Source organism: Pseudoalteromonas sp., assembly GCF_018402495.1.
Taxonomy (GTDB): Bacteria; Pseudomonadota; Gammaproteobacteria; order Enterobacterales; family Alteromonadaceae; genus Pseudoalteromonas.
Genome location: NZ_JAGYIU010000004.1, coordinates 473,201 through 493,950, shown reverse-complemented (window position 1 = coordinate 493,950; position 20,750 = coordinate 473,201). Strand labels below are relative to the sequence as shown.

At 39.8% G+C, this 20,750-nt stretch carries 19 protein-coding genes and 2 tRNA genes; 7 read left to right on the top strand and 14 right to left on the bottom strand.

The genetic code is table 11. The features are described from left to right. Nucleotides 1–5: 5 nt before the first annotated feature. The 5 genes from KG708_RS14685 to KG708_RS14665 form a co-directional block, all read right to left on the bottom strand. Entirely contained in the window at nucleotides 6–1,145 is a 1,140-nt protein-coding gene (locus KG708_RS14685; protein ID WP_213610947.1) for a Na/Pi symporter, read from the bottom strand. Between the two features lie 327 nt (nucleotides 1,146–1,472). Then, the gene (tyrS, locus tag KG708_RS14680; protein ID WP_213610945.1) at nucleotides 1,473–2,738 is read right to left on the bottom strand and encodes a tyrosine--tRNA ligase; all 1,266 of its coding nucleotides are present in this window, start codon (nucleotides 2,736–2,738) and stop codon (nucleotides 1,473–1,475) included. An 84-nt stretch (nucleotides 2,739–2,822) separates the two neighbouring features. Continuing rightward, nucleotides 2,823–3,629 (bottom strand): LuxR C-terminal-related transcriptional regulator, encoded by an 807-nt coding sequence (locus KG708_RS14675; RefSeq protein ID WP_213610943.1) that lies wholly within the window; start codon nucleotides 3,627–3,629, stop codon nucleotides 2,823–2,825. 12 nt (nucleotides 3,630–3,641) lie between these two features. Further along, on the bottom strand, nucleotides 3,642–4,631 hold the full coding sequence (locus tag KG708_RS14670; RefSeq protein ID WP_213610941.1) for a fatty acid desaturase: 990 nt from the start codon (nucleotides 4,629–4,631) through the stop codon (nucleotides 3,642–3,644). A gap of 555 nt (nucleotides 4,632–5,186) precedes the next feature. Continuing rightward, nucleotides 5,187–5,271, bottom strand: a tRNA-Leu gene (locus tag KG708_RS14665). A gap of 263 nt (nucleotides 5,272–5,534) precedes the next feature. Between KG708_RS14665 and KG708_RS14660 the strand changes: the two genes are divergently transcribed. Next, nucleotides 5,535–6,035 (top strand): RDD family protein, encoded by a 501-nt coding sequence (locus KG708_RS14660; protein ID WP_213610939.1) that lies wholly within the window; start codon nucleotides 5,535–5,537, stop codon nucleotides 6,033–6,035. A 68-nt stretch (nucleotides 6,036–6,103) separates the two neighbouring features. Here the strand turns inward: KG708_RS14660 and lptG are convergent, their stop codons facing one another. Next, nucleotides 6,104–7,171 carry an LPS export ABC transporter permease LptG gene (lptG, locus tag KG708_RS14655; RefSeq protein WP_213610936.1) on the bottom strand — a complete coding sequence of 356 codons (1,068 nt, stop codon included), beginning with the start codon at nucleotides 7,169–7,171 and terminating at the stop codon, nucleotides 6,104–6,106. Continuing rightward, the gene (gene lptF / locus KG708_RS14650) at nucleotides 7,168–8,280 is read right to left on the bottom strand and encodes an LPS export ABC transporter permease LptF (protein WP_213611121.1); all 1,113 of its coding nucleotides are present in this window, start codon (nucleotides 8,278–8,280) and stop codon (nucleotides 7,168–7,170) included. Before lptF ends, lptG begins: the two co-directional genes overlap by 4 nt. Nucleotides 8,281–8,587: 307 nt before the next feature. On the opposite strand from lptF, the gene pepA reads away from it, so the two are divergent. The 3 genes from pepA to KG708_RS14635 all read left to right on the top strand — a co-directional run bounded on the left by pepA (nucleotide 8,588) and on the right by KG708_RS14635 (nucleotide 13,628). After that, nucleotides 8,588–10,099, top strand: a complete 1,512-nt coding sequence (gene pepA / locus KG708_RS14645) for a leucyl aminopeptidase (protein ID WP_213610935.1) — start codon at nucleotides 8,588–8,590, stop codon at nucleotides 10,097–10,099. Nucleotides 10,100–10,270: 171 nt separating this feature from the next. Beyond that, nucleotides 10,271–10,717, top strand: a complete 447-nt coding sequence (locus KG708_RS14640; RefSeq protein WP_213610933.1) for a DNA polymerase III subunit chi — start codon at nucleotides 10,271–10,273, stop codon at nucleotides 10,715–10,717. Nucleotides 10,718–10,775: 58 nt separating this feature from the next. Next, nucleotides 10,776–13,628, top strand: coding sequence for a valine--tRNA ligase (locus KG708_RS14635; protein WP_213610931.1), 2,853 nt, complete (start codon nucleotides 10,776–10,778; stop codon nucleotides 13,626–13,628). Between the two features lie 132 nt (nucleotides 13,629–13,760). On the opposite strand, the gene KG708_RS14630 is transcribed toward KG708_RS14635, so the two are convergent. Continuing rightward, nucleotides 13,761–15,062, bottom strand: coding sequence for an outer membrane protein transport protein (locus KG708_RS14630; protein ID WP_213610929.1), 1,302 nt, complete (start codon nucleotides 15,060–15,062; stop codon nucleotides 13,761–13,763). A gap of 282 nt (nucleotides 15,063–15,344) precedes the next feature. Between KG708_RS14630 and KG708_RS14625 the strand changes: the two genes are divergently transcribed. After that, nucleotides 15,345–15,668, top strand: coding sequence for a hypothetical protein (locus KG708_RS14625; protein WP_213610927.1), 324 nt, complete (start codon nucleotides 15,345–15,347; stop codon nucleotides 15,666–15,668). Here KG708_RS14625 and KG708_RS14620 read toward each other — a convergent pair. The 3 genes from KG708_RS14620 to KG708_RS14610 all read right to left on the bottom strand — a co-directional run bounded on the left by KG708_RS14620 (nucleotide 15,628) and on the right by KG708_RS14610 (nucleotide 18,247). After that, on the bottom strand, nucleotides 15,628–16,845 hold the full coding sequence (locus tag KG708_RS14620) for an HD domain-containing phosphohydrolase (RefSeq protein ID WP_213610925.1): 1,218 nt from the start codon (nucleotides 16,843–16,845) through the stop codon (nucleotides 15,628–15,630). The genes KG708_RS14625 and KG708_RS14620 overlap by 41 nt on opposite strands. A gap of 171 nt (nucleotides 16,846–17,016) precedes the next feature. Beyond that, entirely contained in the window at nucleotides 17,017–17,985 is a 969-nt protein-coding gene (locus tag KG708_RS14615) for an IS30 family transposase (protein ID WP_213607586.1), read from the bottom strand. A gap of 187 nt (nucleotides 17,986–18,172) precedes the next feature. Then, nucleotides 18,173–18,247: transfer RNA gene (locus KG708_RS14610), tRNA-Arg, on the bottom strand. A gap of 237 nt (nucleotides 18,248–18,484) precedes the next feature. On the opposite strand from KG708_RS14610, the gene KG708_RS14605 reads away from it, so the two are divergent. Continuing rightward, nucleotides 18,485–18,667 carry a helix-turn-helix domain-containing protein gene (locus KG708_RS14605; protein WP_213610924.1) on the top strand — a complete coding sequence of 61 codons (183 nt, stop codon included), beginning with the start codon at nucleotides 18,485–18,487 and terminating at the stop codon, nucleotides 18,665–18,667. Here KG708_RS14605 and KG708_RS14600 read toward each other — a convergent pair. The 3 genes from KG708_RS14600 to KG708_RS14590 are packed head-to-tail and all read right to left on the bottom strand — an operon-like array spanning nucleotide 18,664 to nucleotide 20,376. Next, nucleotides 18,664–19,467 carry a phosphotransferase gene (locus KG708_RS14600; RefSeq protein WP_213610923.1) on the bottom strand — a complete coding sequence of 268 codons (804 nt, stop codon included), beginning with the start codon at nucleotides 19,465–19,467 and terminating at the stop codon, nucleotides 18,664–18,666. The two genes, KG708_RS14605 and KG708_RS14600, sit on opposite strands and share 4 nt — an antisense overlap. Before the next feature lie 3 nt (nucleotides 19,468–19,470). Next, complete coding sequence (gene pnuC, locus KG708_RS14595) at nucleotides 19,471–20,094, bottom strand: nicotinamide riboside transporter PnuC (protein ID WP_213611112.1); 624 nt, start codon at nucleotides 20,092–20,094, stop codon at nucleotides 19,471–19,473. Nucleotides 20,095–20,124: 30 nt separating this feature from the next. Then, nucleotides 20,125–20,376: a hypothetical protein gene (locus KG708_RS14590; protein ID WP_008110382.1), complete on the bottom strand. Its 252-nt coding sequence runs from the start codon at nucleotides 20,374–20,376 to the stop codon at nucleotides 20,125–20,127. A 100-nt stretch (nucleotides 20,377–20,476) separates the two neighbouring features. On the opposite strand from KG708_RS14590, the gene KG708_RS14585 reads away from it, so the two are divergent. Further along, complete coding sequence (locus KG708_RS14585) at nucleotides 20,477–20,716, top strand: DUF2960 domain-containing protein (RefSeq protein ID WP_004588463.1); 240 nt, start codon at nucleotides 20,477–20,479, stop codon at nucleotides 20,714–20,716. Nucleotides 20,717–20,750 lie beyond the last annotated feature (34 nt).

Sequence of the window (20,750 nt, the reverse complement as noted above, 5' to 3'; positions counted from 1 at the left end):
TTTGTTTATCTAACAGCAAGTACGATTAAACCAGGCACCACAAAGAACGAGCCTAATATATATCCTAATGCCGCTGATTTATTATTTGTGCCAATTTCAGCTAGCTTTTCAGCCAACTTAAGCGGTATTTCACGCAGTACTGGAATACCGTATATAAGTGCAACCGCAAATACATTGAACATAACATGGACCAACGCAATTGTTAACGCAACCTCAGCCATAGGCCCTGTAATTGATGTGGCAGCTAATAAAGCGGTAATAGTTGTACCAATGTTAGCCCCTAGTGTAAATGGGTAAATTTGACGCGTAGTAAATACACCACTACCCGCCAACGGGATCATTAAACTCGTTGTAGTTGATGATGACTGAACCATAACAGTGACCGCCGCACCCGAGGTAATACCCGCAATAGGTCCACGCCCAATAGCACTATGCAGTATATTTTTAGCCGTACCAACCAGCGCTTTTTTAAGTAGCTTGCCTAGTGTAGTTACGGCAAATAAAATCAAGCCAATGCCTGCTAGCACCATAGCAAAACCCAGCATTTTAGTGTCTAAAAAGCTCAGCGCGTCTTTTATTACACCCACAGCTGGTTTAACCAGTGGTTTAATGAAGTTGTAGCTCTTTAATGATAAGTCTGCATCACCAATAAATAGGTGCGATAAAGTAGCAGACATCTTTTCGAGTAAACCAAACATAATCTCAAGCGGTAAAAAAATAATAACAGCAAATAAGTTAAAAAAGTCATGAACCGTAGATGCTGCAAACGCGCGTTGAAACTCTTCTTTTGAGCGAATATGGCCAATAGACACTAAGGTATTTGTAATGGTGGTGCCAATATTGGCTCCCATGATCATTGGAATAGCAATACTTAATGGCAGGCCACCAGCGACTAAACCTACTGTTACGGAGGTTACCGTAGACGATGACTGCACTAAGGCGGTGGCTAATGCACCTAACAATAAAGCGATAAACGGATTAGTTGCAAAAGCAAAAATTTCTTGCGCACCTTGAGCGCCACCCGACGCTAACTTAAAACCACCACTTACAGTACTCACAGCCACAAGGACTAAATAAACCAAAAAGGCGATGGCAGCCCAGTTAAGTGTTTTAATTAATAGCGTGTTCTGCTTTGATTCACTCATGTTTAAATCTCAATTTTTGTCTTGCCAATTGTGGCATTTTAATGACGTTTTTGTTTCAGAGCGCATTAGAACACCTAAATATTACAGAAATATTTCAAACAGGCGAATAAAGAGATCAATTGCCATGTGCAATAAGCCACAGGTATCATCCGACGATTAAACAGATTGATTTATGAATTTATGTTCGGGAATTTGTATCGGGTGTATTTGTGTCGGGAATTGATGTCGGGTGGCGCGGCTTCGCCGCTTAACCGACCTACGTATACATAAACGTAGGTTGGATAAGCCGCTGGCGTCATCCGACGAGATAATACACACGACCCGCATTTATAAATTAAGTTTAACTAACCTAAATTGCTTTTTCCCTCGCTGAATTAACCAAAAGCGTTGGTACAACGCCAACCCCAGTTGACTCTGAGCAATCGAAATAGCTTCACCATTTATTTTTATTGCATTTGCAGCTATTAATTCTCTTGCTACACGTTTAGAGCTTGCCAAACCACAGCTTACTAATAGTTCTGCTGTACTTGTTTTAATATCAGCAATCATTGTTACTGGTAAACCATCTTGTTCTAGCTGTGTTAAATCAGCCAAACTAAGTGTGTGTATTTGCCCGTTAAATAGTAATTCAGTTATACGCCGTGCACTAACTAACCCTTCTTCTGCATGAACAAAACGAGTTAATTGCTCGGCTAAAATACGCTGCGCTTGAGGCTTTTGCCCGCTTATAATATCGTTTGCTTCTATCGCTTCAATTTCTTTAACTGATAAAAAAGTGTAAAAACGTAAAAAGTTATATACATCATTATCATCACAATTGAGCCAAAACTGATAAAAGCGATACGGTGAGGTTTTTTTAGGGTCGAGCCAAATAGCACCGCCTTCGGTTTTTCCGAACTTTGTACCATCTGATTTGGTAATAAGTGGCAATGTTAACCCAAACACGGTTTGCTTATTTAAACGCCGAGTTAAATCAATGCCGCTTACAATATTACCCCACTGGTCGTTTCCGCCTATTTGTATAGTACAGCCTAGTTCGCTATTGAGTTTGGCAAAATCATACGCCTGTAATAAGGTGTAACTAAACTCTGTAAACGATAAGCCTTGTTCCGGCCGCTGTAAGCGTTGCTTTACCGACTCACGATTAATCATGCTATTAATTGAAAAATGTTTTCCCACATCTCGGAAAAAATCCAAAACATCAACACCACTAAACCAATCAGCGTTATTTTTTATTTGCAATGATTGATTAATATGTGGAGCAAGTAAGCTTTCAACCTGATTGGTTAATGCATTAACCCAAGTAGCAACGGTTTGCTTAGTATTTAAAGTACGCTCAACAGCCTTAAAGCTTGGATCACCAATCAGCCCTGTTGCCCCGCCAATCAATGCGACACCTTGATGCCCCGCATCTATAAAACGTTTTAGCATAATTAATGGCACTAAGTGCCCAATATGTAAGCTACCCGCTGTCGGATCAAACCCACAATAAACCACCTGTGGGGTTGCTAGTTTTTGGGTTAACTGCTCAATATCGCTAACCTGAGAGACCAAGCCGCGTTGTGAAATATCGTTAAGTAAATGTGCCGTCATTGTATTTCTCAAAGTTATCTATTAGAAAAATACTAATGAAACTACAAGCTCAACAATATATCCCTAAAGGGATATAAACGGGTTTTATTTAATAGTGATTAAATGATTTAAAAACAATCGAAAAAATTCACTTAACGAAGCTACATTCAGCTGCGCATAAATACGTTTTCGATGGTTTTTAACTGTGCCTAGTGTGATCCCAAGCTGCAAAGCAATATCTGCAGAGTCGCAACCTTGCACTAGTAAACAAGCAACCTGATGCTCACGCTCAGTTAATTGTTGATTAGCAAATGATGTGAGAGCACCTTCAATAAGCTGCCCAGTAGTGGTGCTACTAAACTGATTTAATAGTAACAGCTGACTGCCCCAATGTTGACTACAAAGTGCTTTAATTAAATTAAAATGTGCAATTAATTGTTGCTTGTGTGACGCACTGAAACACTGCATTTGGGTTAATAAGCCAAGGTAAATCATAATCGAACGACCATTGCCTATATTAATGCAAATACTTAGTTCATCAGCCCAACCGGTACGAGTATAAAACTGCTGTTGATATACTTTAAAAGCCAGCTCATTTTGATAACTGGTTATATCAGCGAGTCGAAATACTCCTTCCTCCGCTTTGTTAACCAACTCAGTATAAAAAGGATCATTTACATACGAGTTAGTAAGATAACGCTGAAATAAAAGCTCGCGCTGCTTATCTATAGAATCGAATAAATAAACTGGGTGTTTGTTTGCTCTACAGGCCAACACAACGGCGCAGTCAAACTCAACTAAAAGCGCAATATAATTAATTAGCTTTTGCGCAAAGCCAACCCCATTAATAGCCTGCACACAGTGTGCTAACGCATCTTGTTGAGTTAATTGTCGTTGCGCGTTTAGCTGCATTGTAATGTCGTTTTACTGATACAAATTAGCTCGCTTTATGCTTGCAAAGTCGTTAAAACGAACGCCGTGCTGGCGCATCACTTCAAGAACTTTTTTACTGATCATTTGGCGTAAATAAAATGGCTGGTTTGGCACAAAGTGGTGAATAGTATGCGTATGGCCAAAATTAAAACAAAATAAATTAAATGGCATAAACAAACGACTGGTGATTACATGCGTTTGTTGCAACATATTAGTTACCCCACCGTAATAGTGCATGCTTGAGGTAACAAAGTTGAGTGAACTCGAACGAACAATATTAGGCACAATCAACACCACCATTAAAAACTCAAACACATTCATTACATCAAGCAATAATGTTGGTGAATTTGCCGTGAGCGGGGTAAATAAGTTAATTAAATGAAAAGCGATTACGCTGTATAGAATAACAAAATAAGCGGTGGTAATTGGAAATCCTGCATTGAACACGTTAAAAAAGCTAAACCCTTTAATTTCTTTACTAAAGCGCTTTGCGTTTATTAATAAACCCAGTAAGCCATCAACAATCACTAGCGCACGTAAAAAAGGATTTTTAATGCCATTTCCTACCAAGCGTTCTTCTAAGTCTTGCTCAGTACCCGAGGTTTTATGATGATGTAAATGCATTTTTCTGCGATACCACGGGCTAATTGTGTTAGGGCGCATCAACCACACGGTTAGCATCATAAAATTATGTAAAAATGGCTGATTGCTAAAATATTGTTTATGAATCAAATCGTGCTCAAGTTCGTGGGAAATTGACGCCGCAATAGCTGCTAAAATAATACATACCCAAGCAGGAATAATAGCAAAATAGTACAACGAACCAACGCCTATTAACGCCCCCAGAGATAATAACAAAATGGCCATGCCAATCATATTTTGATGCATTAATAGTGGGTGTTTTTGGCGAAGCAAAGCTTCTTCGGTTTTGATTGCTTTAACAATAGCTTGAATATTCTGTTTAGCGGTTAATTGAGTCATGATGTTTTTTCGCAACAAAAGGTTAAGGCATATAATACCCGAGTCAAAACACATTACACAACCCGACGTATTTTAATATCGGTAAATAATGTAATGCTGTGAGAATATTTAATAAAACGTTATTAAAATAAAATGAGATCAAATCATAAAGGTCCTTAGCTTGGGCTGTAAGCCAAATTTCAGGCATAAAAAAAACCCGGCTAAATCTAGCAGGGGCTATAACGTATATAGCTGAATAAATAATTCATCCCTGAAGCTGCATCCATCGTTCATCCATGAACTCACTTCGAGTCACTGCAAAACTACGTTTCGGTTCACTCTCACCCAGCGGCCGGACTTTTACTTATAACAGCGGCACCTCACGTGCCGCTCAAGTCCGGCAACTCAAATTTAAGGCATAAAAAAACCCCAACCAATTTGGTCGGGGCTATAAAAAGTGGTACCAGCGGCCGGACTTTTACTTATAACAGCGGCACCTCACGTGCCGCTCAAGTCCGGCAACTCAAATTTAAGGCGTAAAAAAACCCCGACCAATTTGGTCAGGGCTATTAAAAGTGGTACCAGCGGCCGGACTTGAACCGGCACGCCTTGCGGCAGGGGATTTTGAATCCCCCATGTATACCAATTTCATCACGCTGGCATCATTTTTCTTTGACCTTCTAAGCATGAGAAGATAAAGAAAAACCACTTTAGAGTGAAAGATTATGTACCCTCTTTCATCTCAATGCCTAGCATTATACAAACAATGAGCAAAGCGGCAAGCGTTTTATGTGTTAAGTACGATCAACCGCTTAACAATTAAGCAACCATTAACATATCCCAATTAAAGCGGGCTACGATGCGGCTAGTATTTGTCTCGCTATTTGCTAAACTAGCGCGCATATTAACTTTGTGAGTGTGTTTATGTCTGGTGAGTTTCCACGTGCGGGCTTTTGGCGTCGCTTTGCTTCATTGATTTACGACTCTTTAGTCGTTATTTCATTATCAATGCTGACTGCTATTTTGTATTTTGCTGTGATCCAAATTTTAATTACACTGGGTGTTATTGTACAAACCGAAGGCCTAGACCCTGCAGGTTTTATAGATGAAACTCCATTATTATCTGGTATTCGCAGTGCCTTATTTGTTGGTGTAAATATTGTATTTTTTGCTTATTTTTGGACAAAAAGCGGACAAACCATTGGTATGCGAGCATGGCGATTAAAAGTACAAACCCATCAGGGAAACTTAATTAGCTGGCCACAAGCAATTATTCGAAGCATTAGCGCATTATTGGGTTTAGGGAATTTAGTGGTATTGGTAGATTTTAAAAATAAAAAAGCATTACAAGATTACCTATCAAAAACAGAGGTTGTTACACTGACCAAAGAAGAAAACAAACGTGTATATAAAGAACTTGATTAACGAATAAACTCGATCTTTTAAATAAAAACGCGGCACATTTAACAAAGGCCGCGTTTTTTATTTAAACGTTATACACGCTTATTCATTAAATAAGCGGCAAACCCAGTAAATAAAATACTCGGTAGAACTGCACCTACAATTGCAGGGATTTGATAAACCATCACCACAGGGCCAAATATCTCATTGGTTAAATGAAACACTATCCCCGTTACAACGCCCATAATAATACGCGCGCCCATAGTTACCGTTCGCAAAGGACCAAATATAAATGACAACGCCACTAGCAACATTACCGCAATCGACACGGGCTGCATGAGTTTGCGCCATAGCGCCAAATCATAGCTACTGGTGTCCTGCTCATTTTGCTGCAGATAAGCTAAATACGACCATAACCCAGAGAACGACAATGATTCTGGCTTCACTGATACCACGCCGAGTTTTTCAGCTGTTAGCTTTGATGGATAAAACTCCTCAGTAACTTGCTCTGTAGTAATTAGCTCTTCACTGACCATGACCTTATTTACATCACGTAACAACCATCCGTTATCGCGCCCTACGGCTTCTTTTGCTTTGGTAATTTGAGTTAGTGCCAGTGACTTATCAAAATAATACATATTAACGCCACGTAATATACCATTTTGATCAACATCTTCTATGTTAATAAAGTTACTGCCATCTTTTGCCCACACCCCTTTTTGCGCATTAAAAACATCGCCACCATAAATTGCTTGATTGCGCATTTCTTTAGCATGAAGCTGTGCAGCTGGTGCTCCCCACTCCCCTAAAGCCATTACACATAAGGCCATAAAAATAGCGGTTTTCATTACTGAGCCAATAATTTGTAATCGTGACATACCCGCTGCCTGCATTACAACCAATTCGCTATTTGAAGCCAATGCACCTAACCCAGTTAACCCACCAATAAGCGCTGCCATAGGAAAAAACACCACTAAATCACCGGGAATACTGTAAATGGTATATAACAAAGCAGCCATTATGTCGTAACTACCACGCCCTACTGACTTTAATTGCTCGATAAATTTAATTAAGGTACTTATGCCCACTAATACCAAAAGTGCAAAACCTGTGGTTTGTACAATACTGCGGCCTAAATACCAATCGAGTGTTTTCATCATATATTTCGCTCCCGCTTAGTCACAACAGCCTTCAGCCAAGCACCTAACGGGCGACCTTTTATAATTAATAAGCTACCAATAAATAATGCGCTTAAGTGAATCCACCACAGCCCAATTGATGGCGGAATTTTACTATCTTCTACCGCAAATTTGGCCGCATTAAGTAAAATAAAATAGCCTAAATACAAGCTGATAGCGGGTACTAATTTTGCAAATTTACCTTGGCGAGGGTTTACTACACTCAAAGGCACGGCCAGCAAAGTTAATAATGGAATAGAAAGTGGGATGGCCAAACGCCACTGCCACTGTGCAATTGCTTCGGGCGTATTAATTGACATAAGTTCACGGGTTGGCACCGCTTCTAATTTACGACGTTGATGTTCTATTTCTTGCTCGCGAATTTGTACACTGTAGCCATCAAATTCGGTTAAGTTTAGCGAGGGTGCTTCACCATTAGTTTCGTAACGCTTGCCATCAGTAAGCACTAACTTTTGTTCACCGTTCTGCGCTTCAATAACCACGCCTTGTTCAGCGTACACTAAACGCGCTAAGTTATCTTTTTCACTATCAGGCAGCTGTGCAACAAATACTTTATTAAGCTCTTTACCATCATTTTCAATGTTGTGAATAAATACCACCGCTTTTTCGTTACCGGTTTGCTGGAATCGCCCCGCTCTAAGTGCAGATAATCCAGCATCAGCTTTTGCTTGTTCTTTTAGTTGGTATTCTTGTTCACTAGCCCAAGGCGCAATATATAATGTAAGTACAGCGGCCAATAAAGCCAAAATAACACTTGAGATTAATGTAATACGTACAACATACCACTCACTTACACCACACGCTTTAAGTACCGTCATTTCACTATCAGCGTAAATACGGCTGTAAGCTAAAATAATCCCTAAAAATAGACTCAGCGGTAAGATCAGTGAAGCTAATTGCGGTAATTTTAACGCAATCATAGCAAATACAAGCTTTGCAGGAATGCTGCCCTCTGAGGCATCACCAAGAATAACAACAAACTTTTGCGACAAAAAAATAGTCATTAAAGTTAAAAATACGGCGACCTGCGATTTTAAAACCTCAATGGTCAAATAACGGAAAATTAGCAACATTCGCCCCTGTTGAACATGGAATTTCAATATAATAATAAAAAACGATAAGTGAACTAGTTAATTCACTCATTTTAAATGAGTATTAAGTGCATATTATAAGCCATCAATATTAATTATCCTACCTAACATCACGATATAATGTTGCATTAGTAACCCTTAAGCATATAAAGTTCAAATACACAGTAAGAGTCGAGTAAAATTTACTATTATTAGCGCTAAACCTAAAAACTTAGGTAAAAAGACTAGAAAATACATTTTTAGTCCCAATTTAGTTGCTATAGATGACTCAAAATCAGGAGTGACAATGGAATTCAACGTAAAAAGTGGTAGCCCAGAAAAACAACGTAGTGCATGTATTGTTGTAGGTGTATACGAACCACGCAGATTATCTCCCATTGGTGAACAACTTGATAAAATCAGTGATGGTTATATCTCTAACTTATTACGCCGTGGCGACTTAGAAGGCAAACCAGGGCAAGTATTACTATTACACCATGTGCCGAATATTTTAAGTGAACGCATTTTGCTTGTTGGCTGTGGCAAAGAGCGCGAACTTGACGACAAACAATATAAACAAATTATTTCAAAAACTATTAACACCTTAAATGAGACAGGCTCGATGGAAGCGGTGTGCTTTTTAACTGAGCAACACGTTAAAGGCCGTGACACCTATTGGAAAGTTCGCCAAGCTGTAGAAACAACACAAGACTGCTTATACACTTTTAATCAGCTAAAAAGTAAAAAAGTAGATCCTCGTCGCCCTCTGCGTAAAATGGTATTTAATGTACCTACGCGCCGCGAGCTTCCTATAGGTGAAAGCGCTATTGAGCATGGTTTAGCTATTGCTGCGGGTAGTAAACTATGTAAAGACGTGGCCAATATGCCACCAAATATTTGTAATCCGGCATACCTTGGTGAGCAAGCTAAAGAGCTTGAGGCCAATTTTGACAATATCACTGTTGAGTTAATTGGCGAAGATAAAATGGCCGAGCTGGGCATGAACTCATACTTAGCGGTAGGCCGTGGTAGTGATAATGAGTCAGTAATGTCGGTTATTAACTACAAAGGTGCAAGTGATGAGCAAGCCCCTATTGTACTGGTTGGTAAAGGCTTAACCTTTGACTCAGGCGGTATTTCTATCAAGCCAGGCGAAGCCATGGATGAAATGAAATACGATATGGGCGGCGCTGCGGGTGTACTTGGTGCAATGCGCTCTCTTGCACAAATGCAGTTACCTATAAACGTAATAGGCGTTTTAGCTGGCTGTGAAAATATGCCAAGCTCAAATGCATATCGCCCAGGCGATATTTTAACAACCATGTCAGGGCAAACCGTTGAAGTTCTCAACACTGATGCCGAAGGACGTTTAGTATTATGTGACGCGCTAACTTATGTTGAGCGCTTTGAACCTGAAACCGTCATTGATGTTGCAACCTTAACCGGTGCGTGTATTGTCGCCTTAGGTGCACACGCTACAGGTTTATTAGCTAATCATAATCCACTGGCACATGATTTATTAAAAGCGTCGGATCAAAGTGGCGATCGTGCATGGCAACTGCCATTATGGGATGATTATCAGGATCAACTAGAAAGCCCCTTTGCCGACTTTACTAACTTAGGTGGACGAGCGGCTGGCACTATTACTGCAGCGTGCTTTTTATCTAAATTTACTAAAAAGTATCATTGGGCTCATTTGGATGTGGCAGGTACAGCATGGCGTAGCGGTGCTAAAAAAGGCGCAACGGGTCGCCCTGTTCCTATGCTCACTCAATATTTATTAAACCGAGCAGGCATTAACGAAACAACTCACGATTAATAAACTCCATAGGGCTTCAAGGCTCGCTGTTAAGTATATAATAAGGCGCTTTTATAGCGCCTTATTTATTGGGTATTAATTGAAGCAAACCCCGTTATATGGCAAAATCTCTTTCCTAATTTGTGTGTATTTAATAACAGCACAATCAATGTCATGGGAAATCCCGATACAATGAACATGAATGCTCAGTTTTTCATTTTAAAGCAACAAGATGAGTCATTAGCAAAAGCCGATGATCATTTTGCTTTAGCAGCTCAAATAGCTGGGCAGCAGTATCGACTAGGTCAACGCGTCTTTATTTTTGTAGATAGCGAAGAAACCGCCAATAGCATTGATGAAACGATTTGGACATTTGATGCCGACAGTTTTGTACCTCACAATTTGCAAGGCGAAGGCCCAAAAGGCGGCGCACCTGTAGAAATAGGCACAACACCACCCGTTGGTAACCGTAAAGTATTAATTAACTTGGCCAATCATTTACCGGATTTTATTCGTCGGTTTCACCAAGTTTTTGATTTTGTACCCGTAGAGCCCGTAGCCAAACAAGCCGCTCGTGAGCGCTTTAAAAAACTACGCCAACTCGGTGCCACTATCACCACGCAAGATATTAATTGCTAACGCTCACTGCGTACAAAGCTAACTAACTCATTTAAGTACTTATTTAAGGTTCAGTGTAATGGATAAAACCTACAATCCGCAAAATATTGAACAGTCTCTCTATCAAGACTGGGAACAAAAAGGCTACTTCAAGCCATCTGGCCAAGGCACCCCCTATTCAATTATGATCCCGCCGCCAAATGTCACCGGTAGCTTACACATGGGCCATGCTTTTCAAGATACCATTATGGATACGCTAACACGGTTTAAACGTATGCAAGGTAACAATACATTATGGCAAGTAGGTACTGACCACGCAGGTATTGCCACACAGATGCTTGTTGAGCGAAAGCTTGCTGCTGAAGAAGGTAAAACACGCCACGATTTAGGCCGTGATGCTTTTATCGATAAAATTTGGGAATGGAAAAACGAGTCTGGCGGCACGATCACAAAACAACTTCGCCGCCTTGGTGCTTCTGTTGATTGGGATCGTGAACGCTTTACTATGGACGATGGTCTGTCTGAAGCCGTAAAAGAAGTATTTGTTCGCCTTCATAAAGAAAACCTAATCTACCGTGGTAAACGCCTAGTAAACTGGGATCCAAAATTACATACCGCGATTTCTGATCTTGAAGTTGAAAATAAAGACAAACAAGGCCACATGTGGAACTTACGCTATCCACTTGCTGATGGTGTAAAAACGCAAGACGGTAAAGACTACATTGTTGTAGCTACTACCCGCCCAGAAACCATGTTAGGTGACTCAGGCGTAGCGGTAAACCCAGATGACGAGCGCTATCAAGATTTGATCGGTAAAGAAGTTTTACTGCCAATTGTAAATCGTCGTATTAAAATTGTTGCCGATGAACATGCCGACAAAGACAAAGGCACGGGCTGTGTAAAAATCACCCCAGCGCACGACTTTAACGATAACGAAGTTGGCAAGCGCCATCAAATGCCGATGATCAATATTTTTAATAAAGACGCGGCTATTTTAACAAAAGGTGAAACCTATACTTTTGACGGCAAAGAGCTGGAGTTTGATGCACCCATTCCTGAACGCTTACACGGCCTTGACCGTTTTGACGCACGTAAAGCCATTGTTGCAGAGTTTGCAGAGCTGGGCTTACTTGAAAAAATTGAAGACCATAGCCTAACTGTGCCTTACGGTGATCGCTCAGGTGTTGTAATTGAGCCACTGCTCACCGACCAATGGTATGTGCGTGTTGCACCACTGGCAGAGCCTGCAAAAGAGGCCGTTAAAAATGGCGATATTCAATTTGTGCCCAAACAATACGAAAATATGTATTTTTCGTGGATGAACGATATACAAGATTGGTGTATTTCACGTCAACTATGGTGGGGCCACCGTATTCCAGCTTGGTACGACAGCGAAGGTAACGTATACGTTGGTCGTGACGAAGCAGAGGTACGCCGCGATAACAACATTGCAGACAGCGTAGCGCTAAGCCAAGACGAAGACGTACTCGATACATGGTTTTCATCTGCACTTTGGACATTCTCGACCCAAGGTTGGCCAGAAAATACCGATGACTTAAAAACCTTCCACCCGTCTGACGTGTTGGTAACCGGTTTTGATATTATTTTCTTCTGGGTTGCGCGCATGATCATGATGACGCTGCACTTTATAAAAGATGAAAATGGCAAACCACAAGTCCCCTTTAAAACTGTGTATGTAACGGGTTTAATACGAGATGACAACGGCGATAAAATGTCAAAGTCTAAAGGGAACGTACTTGACCCACTCGACATGATTGACGGCATTGGCCTTGAAGACTTAGTACAAAAGCGCACTGGCAACATGATGCAGCCTAAACTTGCCGCTAAAATTGAAAAAGATACCCGCAAAGTATTTGCAAACGGTATTGAAGCACACGGTACCGACGCACTGCGCTTTACCTTAGCAGCCATGGCATCAACCGGTCGTGATATTAACTGGGATATGAACCGCCTTGAAGGTTACCGTAACTTCTGTAACAAATTATGGAACGCGAGCCGTTACGTATTAATGAACACAGAAGAGCAAGATTGTGGTTTTAACGAGAGCGAAAAGCAGTACTCGTTAGCTGATCGTTGGATTTTAGGTCAATATGAAGCCACGGTTAAAACCTACACTGAGCACCTTGATAACTACCGTTTTGATTTAGCGGCGAACACGCTGTATGAATTCACCTGGAACCAGTTCTGTGATTGGTACTTAGAGCTGACGAAGCCGGTATTATTTAAAGGTAATGAAGCACAGCAACGCGGTACACGTCATACCCTTATTACTGTACTTGAAAGCTTATTACGCTTAATGCACCCAATGATGCCTTACATCACTGAAACGATTTGGCAACGTGTAGCACCACTTGCGGGCCTTGAAACAGCAGGTACCAGCATTATGGTTCAGGGTTTCCCTGTTTATAACCAAGCTAATGTTGATGCACAAGCAATGGATGACTTAGAGTGGGTTAAGCAATTCATTTTAGCAATTCGTAATATTCGTGGTGAAATGGACATCAGCCCAAGTAAACCACTTAGCGTTTTACTGGCTAACGCATCAAGCGATGATATGCGCCGCATTAACGAGAATGAATCATTCTTAGCATCACTCGCTAAGCTTGAAGCGTTTACCCTGCTTGACAACAAAGACGATGCTCCAGCGTGTGCAACCTCTTATGTTGGCAATCTTGAGATTATGATCCCCATGGCGGGCTTAATTGATGTAGAAGCCGAGCTTGCACGTATTAATAAGCAACTTGAAAAAGCAGAAAAAGGGCTAGCCCAAGTGCAAAACAAACTGGCAAACGAAAAGTTTGTTAACAACGCACCTGAAACCGTACTGGCTAAAGAAAATGCAAAACTAGCTGAATTTACAGATGCTAAAACTAAGCTGCTTGAGCAAAAAGCTAAAATAGAAAGCTTATAAATTTTAGTCACCTACTAAAGCAATTTAGTAGGTATTAAAAAAGCCGCTTACTTTAATTAAAGTGAGCGGCTTTTTTGTGTCTAGGTTCTAGGCTCTAGGTTCTAGGTTCTAGGTTCTAGGTTCTAGGTAGAATTAGAATGTGTAGTTGTACTGTGCGCCTAACAATACTGCATGACCTTTTGATTCAAAAGACCATTGCTGAGGTAACGTTTCGCTTTCTACTTTTTCAGTAAAGTTTTGCGTTTTACCACGTAATACACTCACACCTAAATCAAGGTTTGAGTTTTGATCAATCGTGTAGTTACCCCCAAACGAGAACCAAAAACGGTCTGTATCAGGAATAGAAATTGATAAGTGCTGTTGTGATACTGGCGACTCATCAAATGCAACACCGGCACGTAGCATTAAGTTTTCATTGTATTGGTAATCAGCACCGATTGAATAACGCATTGCATCAGAGAAGTCTTCTGTTTTTTCAAACGCAATAAACTTGTCACCTGTAGGGCTAGTTACTTGCGCTTCTAATGAATCAAAGCTGCTCCAACCTGTCCATAATACGCTGTAGTGAACGCCTAGTTTTTCGTCTAACTGGTGAGAACCAGAAAACTCAGCAATAGCGGGTAATGTAATTTCAACAGAGCCAGGTAATTCAACTTGACCGTTTAACCCACCAGGAATAGGTAAAGGTAGTTCATTCGAGTACTCGCCTTCAAAAGTAATGTCTGTTTCTGTGCGGTAGTTAAAACCAAAACGGCTGTTTTCATCTAATTGATACATTAAGCCGATGTTTAAGCCGTAGCCCACATCATCACCTTCAAGGTTAACCGCATCAGCACTTGCAGGAATAGAAGCAATAAGTGGGTTTACAGGAGGTACTACACCAAACTTACGAATAATCTTCGCTTCTGCATAAATTGCATTTAAACCAACACCAAAACTAAACTGCTCTGATACTTTATAAGCAACGCTTGCATTCATATTCACAGTAACAATTTCAGTTTCACCGGCAATTTGGCCTGCCGCATAATCATCATTAAATTCAGTGGCAAGGCCAAAGTTAGAAAATGCACCAAAACCAACCGATACTTTATCGTTTACTGGCATAGTAAAATAACCAGCCGGAATAATCGCACTCGGTGCAATGCTGTCATCGTTTAGTACACTATTATCTAAACCGTAACCATTACCAGTACCTTTAAGGCTCACATCAGGCAGTACAGCCATAGCTGCCACACTAAGTTGCTTCTCTTTAAATAAGGTCATTAATGCTGGGTTACGCGCAACCACAGACGCGTCGTCTGCTACAGAGGCTTCACCTGCGTACGCACGGCCTAAACCAGATACGTTTTGCTCAGCAAGCTGAAAAGCCGCTGCAAAGGTATCAGCTGAAACAAATGCAAGCGATGCTGCGATAAGTGTTTTAGTAAATTTCATTGTTGTTTCCTTGACCAAACTTACTGTTTGGATAGCTGTGTGTGTTGTTATTAGGATTTCAAACCCGCGTACCCTACCTTAATTTTTTATAAAAAACTCTACTAAAACGTTAAAAAACGCCAAAAAACACGTTTTTTAACTACAATTTAACAACTATTTAAAACTCATCGGAGCAGAAGTGTGTTATTAGAGTATATACTCTAATGCAATTAATTCTCATTTGCATTGACTTGCTATGCATTGCAATTTACACTGCCAATAAAATCACAAAGGGAGAAAACAGTGATCATTTTACTTATTATTGCTGGGCTTATTTTTTGCGGTGTAAGTGTTTATTTCTTTTACAAGGCAAATTATTGCGCCTGTACACGTGCAGGACAGTGTGACAATCCGGTTAATCAATATTGGCTTGCGGCTATTGCTACGGCGCTTACCTCTTTAGGTTTTTGCTGCTCAGCATTACATGTAGAGCTAGGTACGCTATTGTGGTTAACACTCATGGGAAATTGTTTTTTAGGTGGGTTTATTTCTGTTAAAGCTAATAAAAAAAGGCGGTGTAAAAACACTAAAGAAGCAAATGCTCTTTTAAAAGTCGAGGCAAATTAATTTTGTAATCAGCCGGTTTTACACTTGCCTGTATTTTTATGTCGTTATTATTTAAGCTTAAATCAATATCTTTTGCGGTAACATGGTGGTTATGTTTAGCATTGTAAAAAAGCTTCACTTTGGGTTTAATAGGGTTTGAATGATTGCCCTCTAGCACCAACGCCAAACGCTCATTGGTTAACTTAACAATAGTCCCTACTGGGTGTACACCTAAACACTTAATAAATAGCTGCACTAACTCTGCATCAAACAGCTGTTTGTTAGCCAACAAATAGCGAAGCGCATTAATTGGCTCATCACCCTCTTGATGCGGTCTATCTGCTGTCAGTGCATCGTAGACGTCTACAATCGCAATGATTCGAGCTGGACGGCTTAATTTGCTCTCATCTACACCTCTTGGATAGCCTGAACCATCAAGACGCTCATGATGATTTACAATCATATCTAGCATTAAAGGCGTAATACCTTTTCCGCCTTTTAACAATCCTAAACTTTGTACAACATGCTTTTTTATTGCCGTCATTTCGTTACCCGTGACTTTTCCTGGCTTGGAAAATATACCTTGCGGTAACTTTGCTTGACCTAAGTCATGCATTAAAGCCCCCATTGCAAGCTCTTGCACAACAGCGCGTTTATAACCTAAGTATTTAGCAAACACCGCTGTAAAAATGGTGCAGTTGATCATATGGCGCCAGTTGTAACTGTGCTTATCTTTGATCCGAGTTAAAATAGTCATGGCGTGCTCATTACGAAATACTGAGCTTACTATTTCATTACTTATTTCATTAAGCGCTTCAATATTAAGTGATAAACCAGAAGTTAAATCACCAAAAATACTTTGTAGTTTTCTGTTGTGCGCATCATAACTCACACTGGCTTTTGCAAACTCTTGCTCTAAGCTTATAGCAATCTTTGCCTTAACTGGCTTCTCCTGCTTTGCTATAGGAGCTTGTGGTTTTTGTTTTTCTTTGTATTTAGTTGGTACGGCGACATCACTTTTTGTAAAGTCGATGAGAAGCTCAAGCACCCCTTCGGTAATTAAACGCTGAATGATTGATTTATCGCGAACCAAACCACTGGTTTTAATTTTTATACTATCTGCACTTTCTTGCTGCTTAGTAACGCTATTAACGTACATGCCGGGGACGAGCTCTGATATAGGTAAGGTTATTAGCATAAAAACGAGGGGGTCTATAGTTAATGAATATATACTTTAAATAGCATTATTTAACTATAAAAGTCTAGCTTTCGAGGTTAGGTTAATAATAAATGATGATTACACACGCTATGAAATAAATTATAAGTATACGTTTGAAAGTATCTTGAATTCAAGTATTAAGTGCAATCATTATGCAGCCACCAGAACTTCTGATTGCCCGGTAAATAATTCATGAGGAGTTTTATACCCTCTTGTCTTTCTTGGCCGATGGTTGAGCTTATCAACTGCCGCCTGTATTTCTGACTCACTTAGCGCCATAAAGTCAGTTCCCTTGGGGAAGAAGCGCCTGAGTAAGCCGTTGGTATTCTCATTTATGCCCCTTTCCCATGATGAATATGGGTGAGCGAAATACACATCCGCTTCTAATTTTTGTGCAATATGCTCATGGTAAGCAAACTCTTTTCCATTATCTAAAGTCACGGTAATAACCTTATCTTTATATGGTGTCATACACTTTATCAGCGCATCGGCTGTTATTTGCGCATGTTTGCTTTCAATTCTGTGAACGATTGTATATAACGTTTTACGTTCAACCATTGTGACAAAGGCATTTTTACGCCCTTTGCCTATCACTGTGTCACCCTCCCAATCACCAATCCTAGACTTTGCATCCACAATACTTGGGCGTTCATCAATACTGACTCGATTAACTATCTGCCCACGTTTATCGTAGCTTCCATAGCGTTTTTTATACTTTTTACATGCACGAGTGAGTGTCTTATGTAGTTCACCACCACGCGCCTTGTCCCTGTAAATATATTGATAAATCGTTTCATGATGTAAAACGACCTTTTTCTCTAAAGCTAAGCGACCTGCCACCTGCTCTGGCGAAAGTCCGTTAAGCAACAATTTATTAATCCATTCAGTAACTTCATCTGTTAACTTACTTGCTTTGAAAGATGATTTGCGTCTTTGCTCTGCAAAATTATTGGCTTGGTTAGGCCGATAGCCTTTAAGCCCTTTATTGCGTTTTAACTCTCTGGAAATAGATGACGGTGAACGAGTTAGTTCATCAGCAATTTGTTTTTGGTTATTTCCTGCTTTTATTAACGCGTAAATCTGGTATCTTTCTTCTTGTGTCAGCTGTTTATATTTCATTAAAGCAATTTCCTTTGGCGAGAAAATGGCCGAATTATAACAGCTGGCCATCTAATCTGAGAAATTGCACTTATTATCCGAATTTAGGTATGAAAAAATTGCTAGATTTTTATTATTTAATAATAAACTAATTTAAATAATTGAAGGTAGATTGAGGAAAATCAGGAAGTAATATTTAAAAAGCAAATGGCGCTCTCGGTAGGGATCGAACCTACAACTTAGCCTCCGGAGGGCCACGTGATATCCATTTCACCACGAGAGCACATTTGTTGCCACCACATCAACTCGCGATATCAATGTGTTAGCATGCGCAATAATAAAGGCATCTTTGTGTAAATGCCAGCACGATTAGTTTAGTTGCCTATAATTTAGACTAATCATTTCACAAAAACTCAAAAAAGCGCCATTTATTTACATTACATAAAAAAACAGTAACGCTTTACAAACATATTATCTATTATTATCACTGAATGGAAAGATTAAACATGAGGAAGTAATTATGAAGTTAATGTCAACAGAGCAAGTAGCTGAATTTTTGGGTGTAAAAACAGAACGTGTCAAACGCCTTGCTCGAGAAAGCTTATTAATGGCTAAATCTGAAGATGATAAGGGTGAACTACAATTTGACGCTGATGAAGTAGCAAAATACAAAGAGCTAGCGGAGCGCTTTGGCGGGCTTTAACTCTCCATTAAAGCTATAAGCTCATCCAGTTGCGCGCGCAATACAACAACCTGATTGTTTATAGCGCGTTGCTCATACCAACCTATGCATAACAGTAAATAAACTAACTGATAGCAATTGAGTTTGTGCATAGATAAATAAAACTGACCTGATAGGGTTTGCGTTTTGTAATTGTTAAGCAGAGCCTGCTTGCCTGAAGCATCTAATTTAAAACTAACCGCTAACGCAGCAAGATCAAAATATACATCATTTGTTTGAGCATACTCAAAATCGATTAAATAAACGCCTTGCGGGTTTACCACGATATTTTCTTTGACTAAGTCGTTATGGCAAAAGCCGCTATCTACGGGCATGTTGGCTATGCTTTTTAATGTCTTGTTTATGAGCTTTTCATACTGTTTAAACACTAATAAATGCTGATAAGCTTGCAATTCCAAAGCTACATTCATTGCCTCATTATTAGCTGTATGCGCATGTACTTTAACAAGTTTAGTCAGTAGCGGCGTCGCCAAATAAGACTGTGCGACGTCGCCATCAATATAGTTAAAAGCTGCACGCTTATTTTGCTTATCGAGCCATATGGGAGCAGGGCAAACGTGTTGTTTACTAAGCTCATACTGAGCATGCAGCCCTATTTTTGGCCAATACGCTTTATAACACTTTAATAAATAAGCTTGGTTGTCAGTACGGATCAAAAAGTTATCATTGCTTAAACCGTTAACCAAATATTCTATTGAGGTTATTTTACTCGGTACTAAAAATGCACGACAAATATTAACTAACTGGGAATGTTGATTCATAGATTAAAGTTGCGCTATGGGCTTGGCTTGGCTTTGCGCATATTCTTCGTACCACGTTTTAAATCCCCACGCTGCCATAAAGGTATAAAATATAAAAAGCACGAGTGTTGGGTAATAACCTTTTTCATAATACAAATACATAGAGGCCGCATCAATGACTATCCAATAGAGCCAATTTTCTAGTACTTTTTTAGCTACCAGATACGTAGTAACCACAGCAAAGCAGGTTGTGAAACTATCAAGGTAAGCAAAATCTGCATGGGTGTAATTTTGCATCACGTAACCAATCGCTAATGACGCTAATGTAGTGAGTAAAATTAAAATAATATGTCGGTTTACCGGCCAGGATGTAATTAGTCGCTGCGCTTGATTAGCCTTGCCTTTGCGCCACACGACCCAACCAAACACCGCCATATACATATAATAAAAGTTTAGTAACGACTCCATTAGCAACGCACCATTCCAGTACATAATGGTATAAATTAACGTACTAAAAAAAGCCGCAGGCCAGCACCATAAGTTCTCTTTAATGGCCAGTAATAAATACGCCATCGACAAAGCAACCGCAATATATTCCCAATGCGACATAGCAGTAAAACCACTGAGTATTTGCGTTACAAAATCCATCATTATAAAACGACCGTGTTTGTTAAGAGGTTATTCGGGAGATAAATCGCCCGAAATAAATTTACACACAAATATAGCTTTACCAAATTGCTCATATGAATGTTTAATTTCTGTGCTGATCACTTGCATAACTAGGTCGTAATCACCAAATATTTGGGTCGACATAGTATTAGTGATCACTTTAAGCTCTTCGTAGGCATTAACTCTGTCGATAAAGCCTTTAATAAAAGGTATGTAATCTTGGTGGAGCGGGTATTTACTGATCTCTACTGATAATTTCATTTCAAACTCACCTTTTTAATTATTTGATTTCAACTAATCATTCAACGCAACTTAAATACAGTGTAAAATTACACTAACACTCAATTTAAATGAGCTTATTATGGCACGCAGAATTACCTATACTTTTAAAAACCAACCGCGCGAAATTAATTTCGCTAAAGACAAATATCACGATATGTATCAGGCTATTGCGGCTGCCGAGGGTATCGATTTAACTAACTATTTAAACATGGTACGCCAAATTGAAATGACCTCTAAAGGATCATCGGCTGTACGTAACTTTCGTGATCAAGAATTTGCCCGCATGGGCTTTAGCGATATTTACTTTATAAAAGAGTAACCATACCGATTAAGTTAGCATCACGATCATTCTA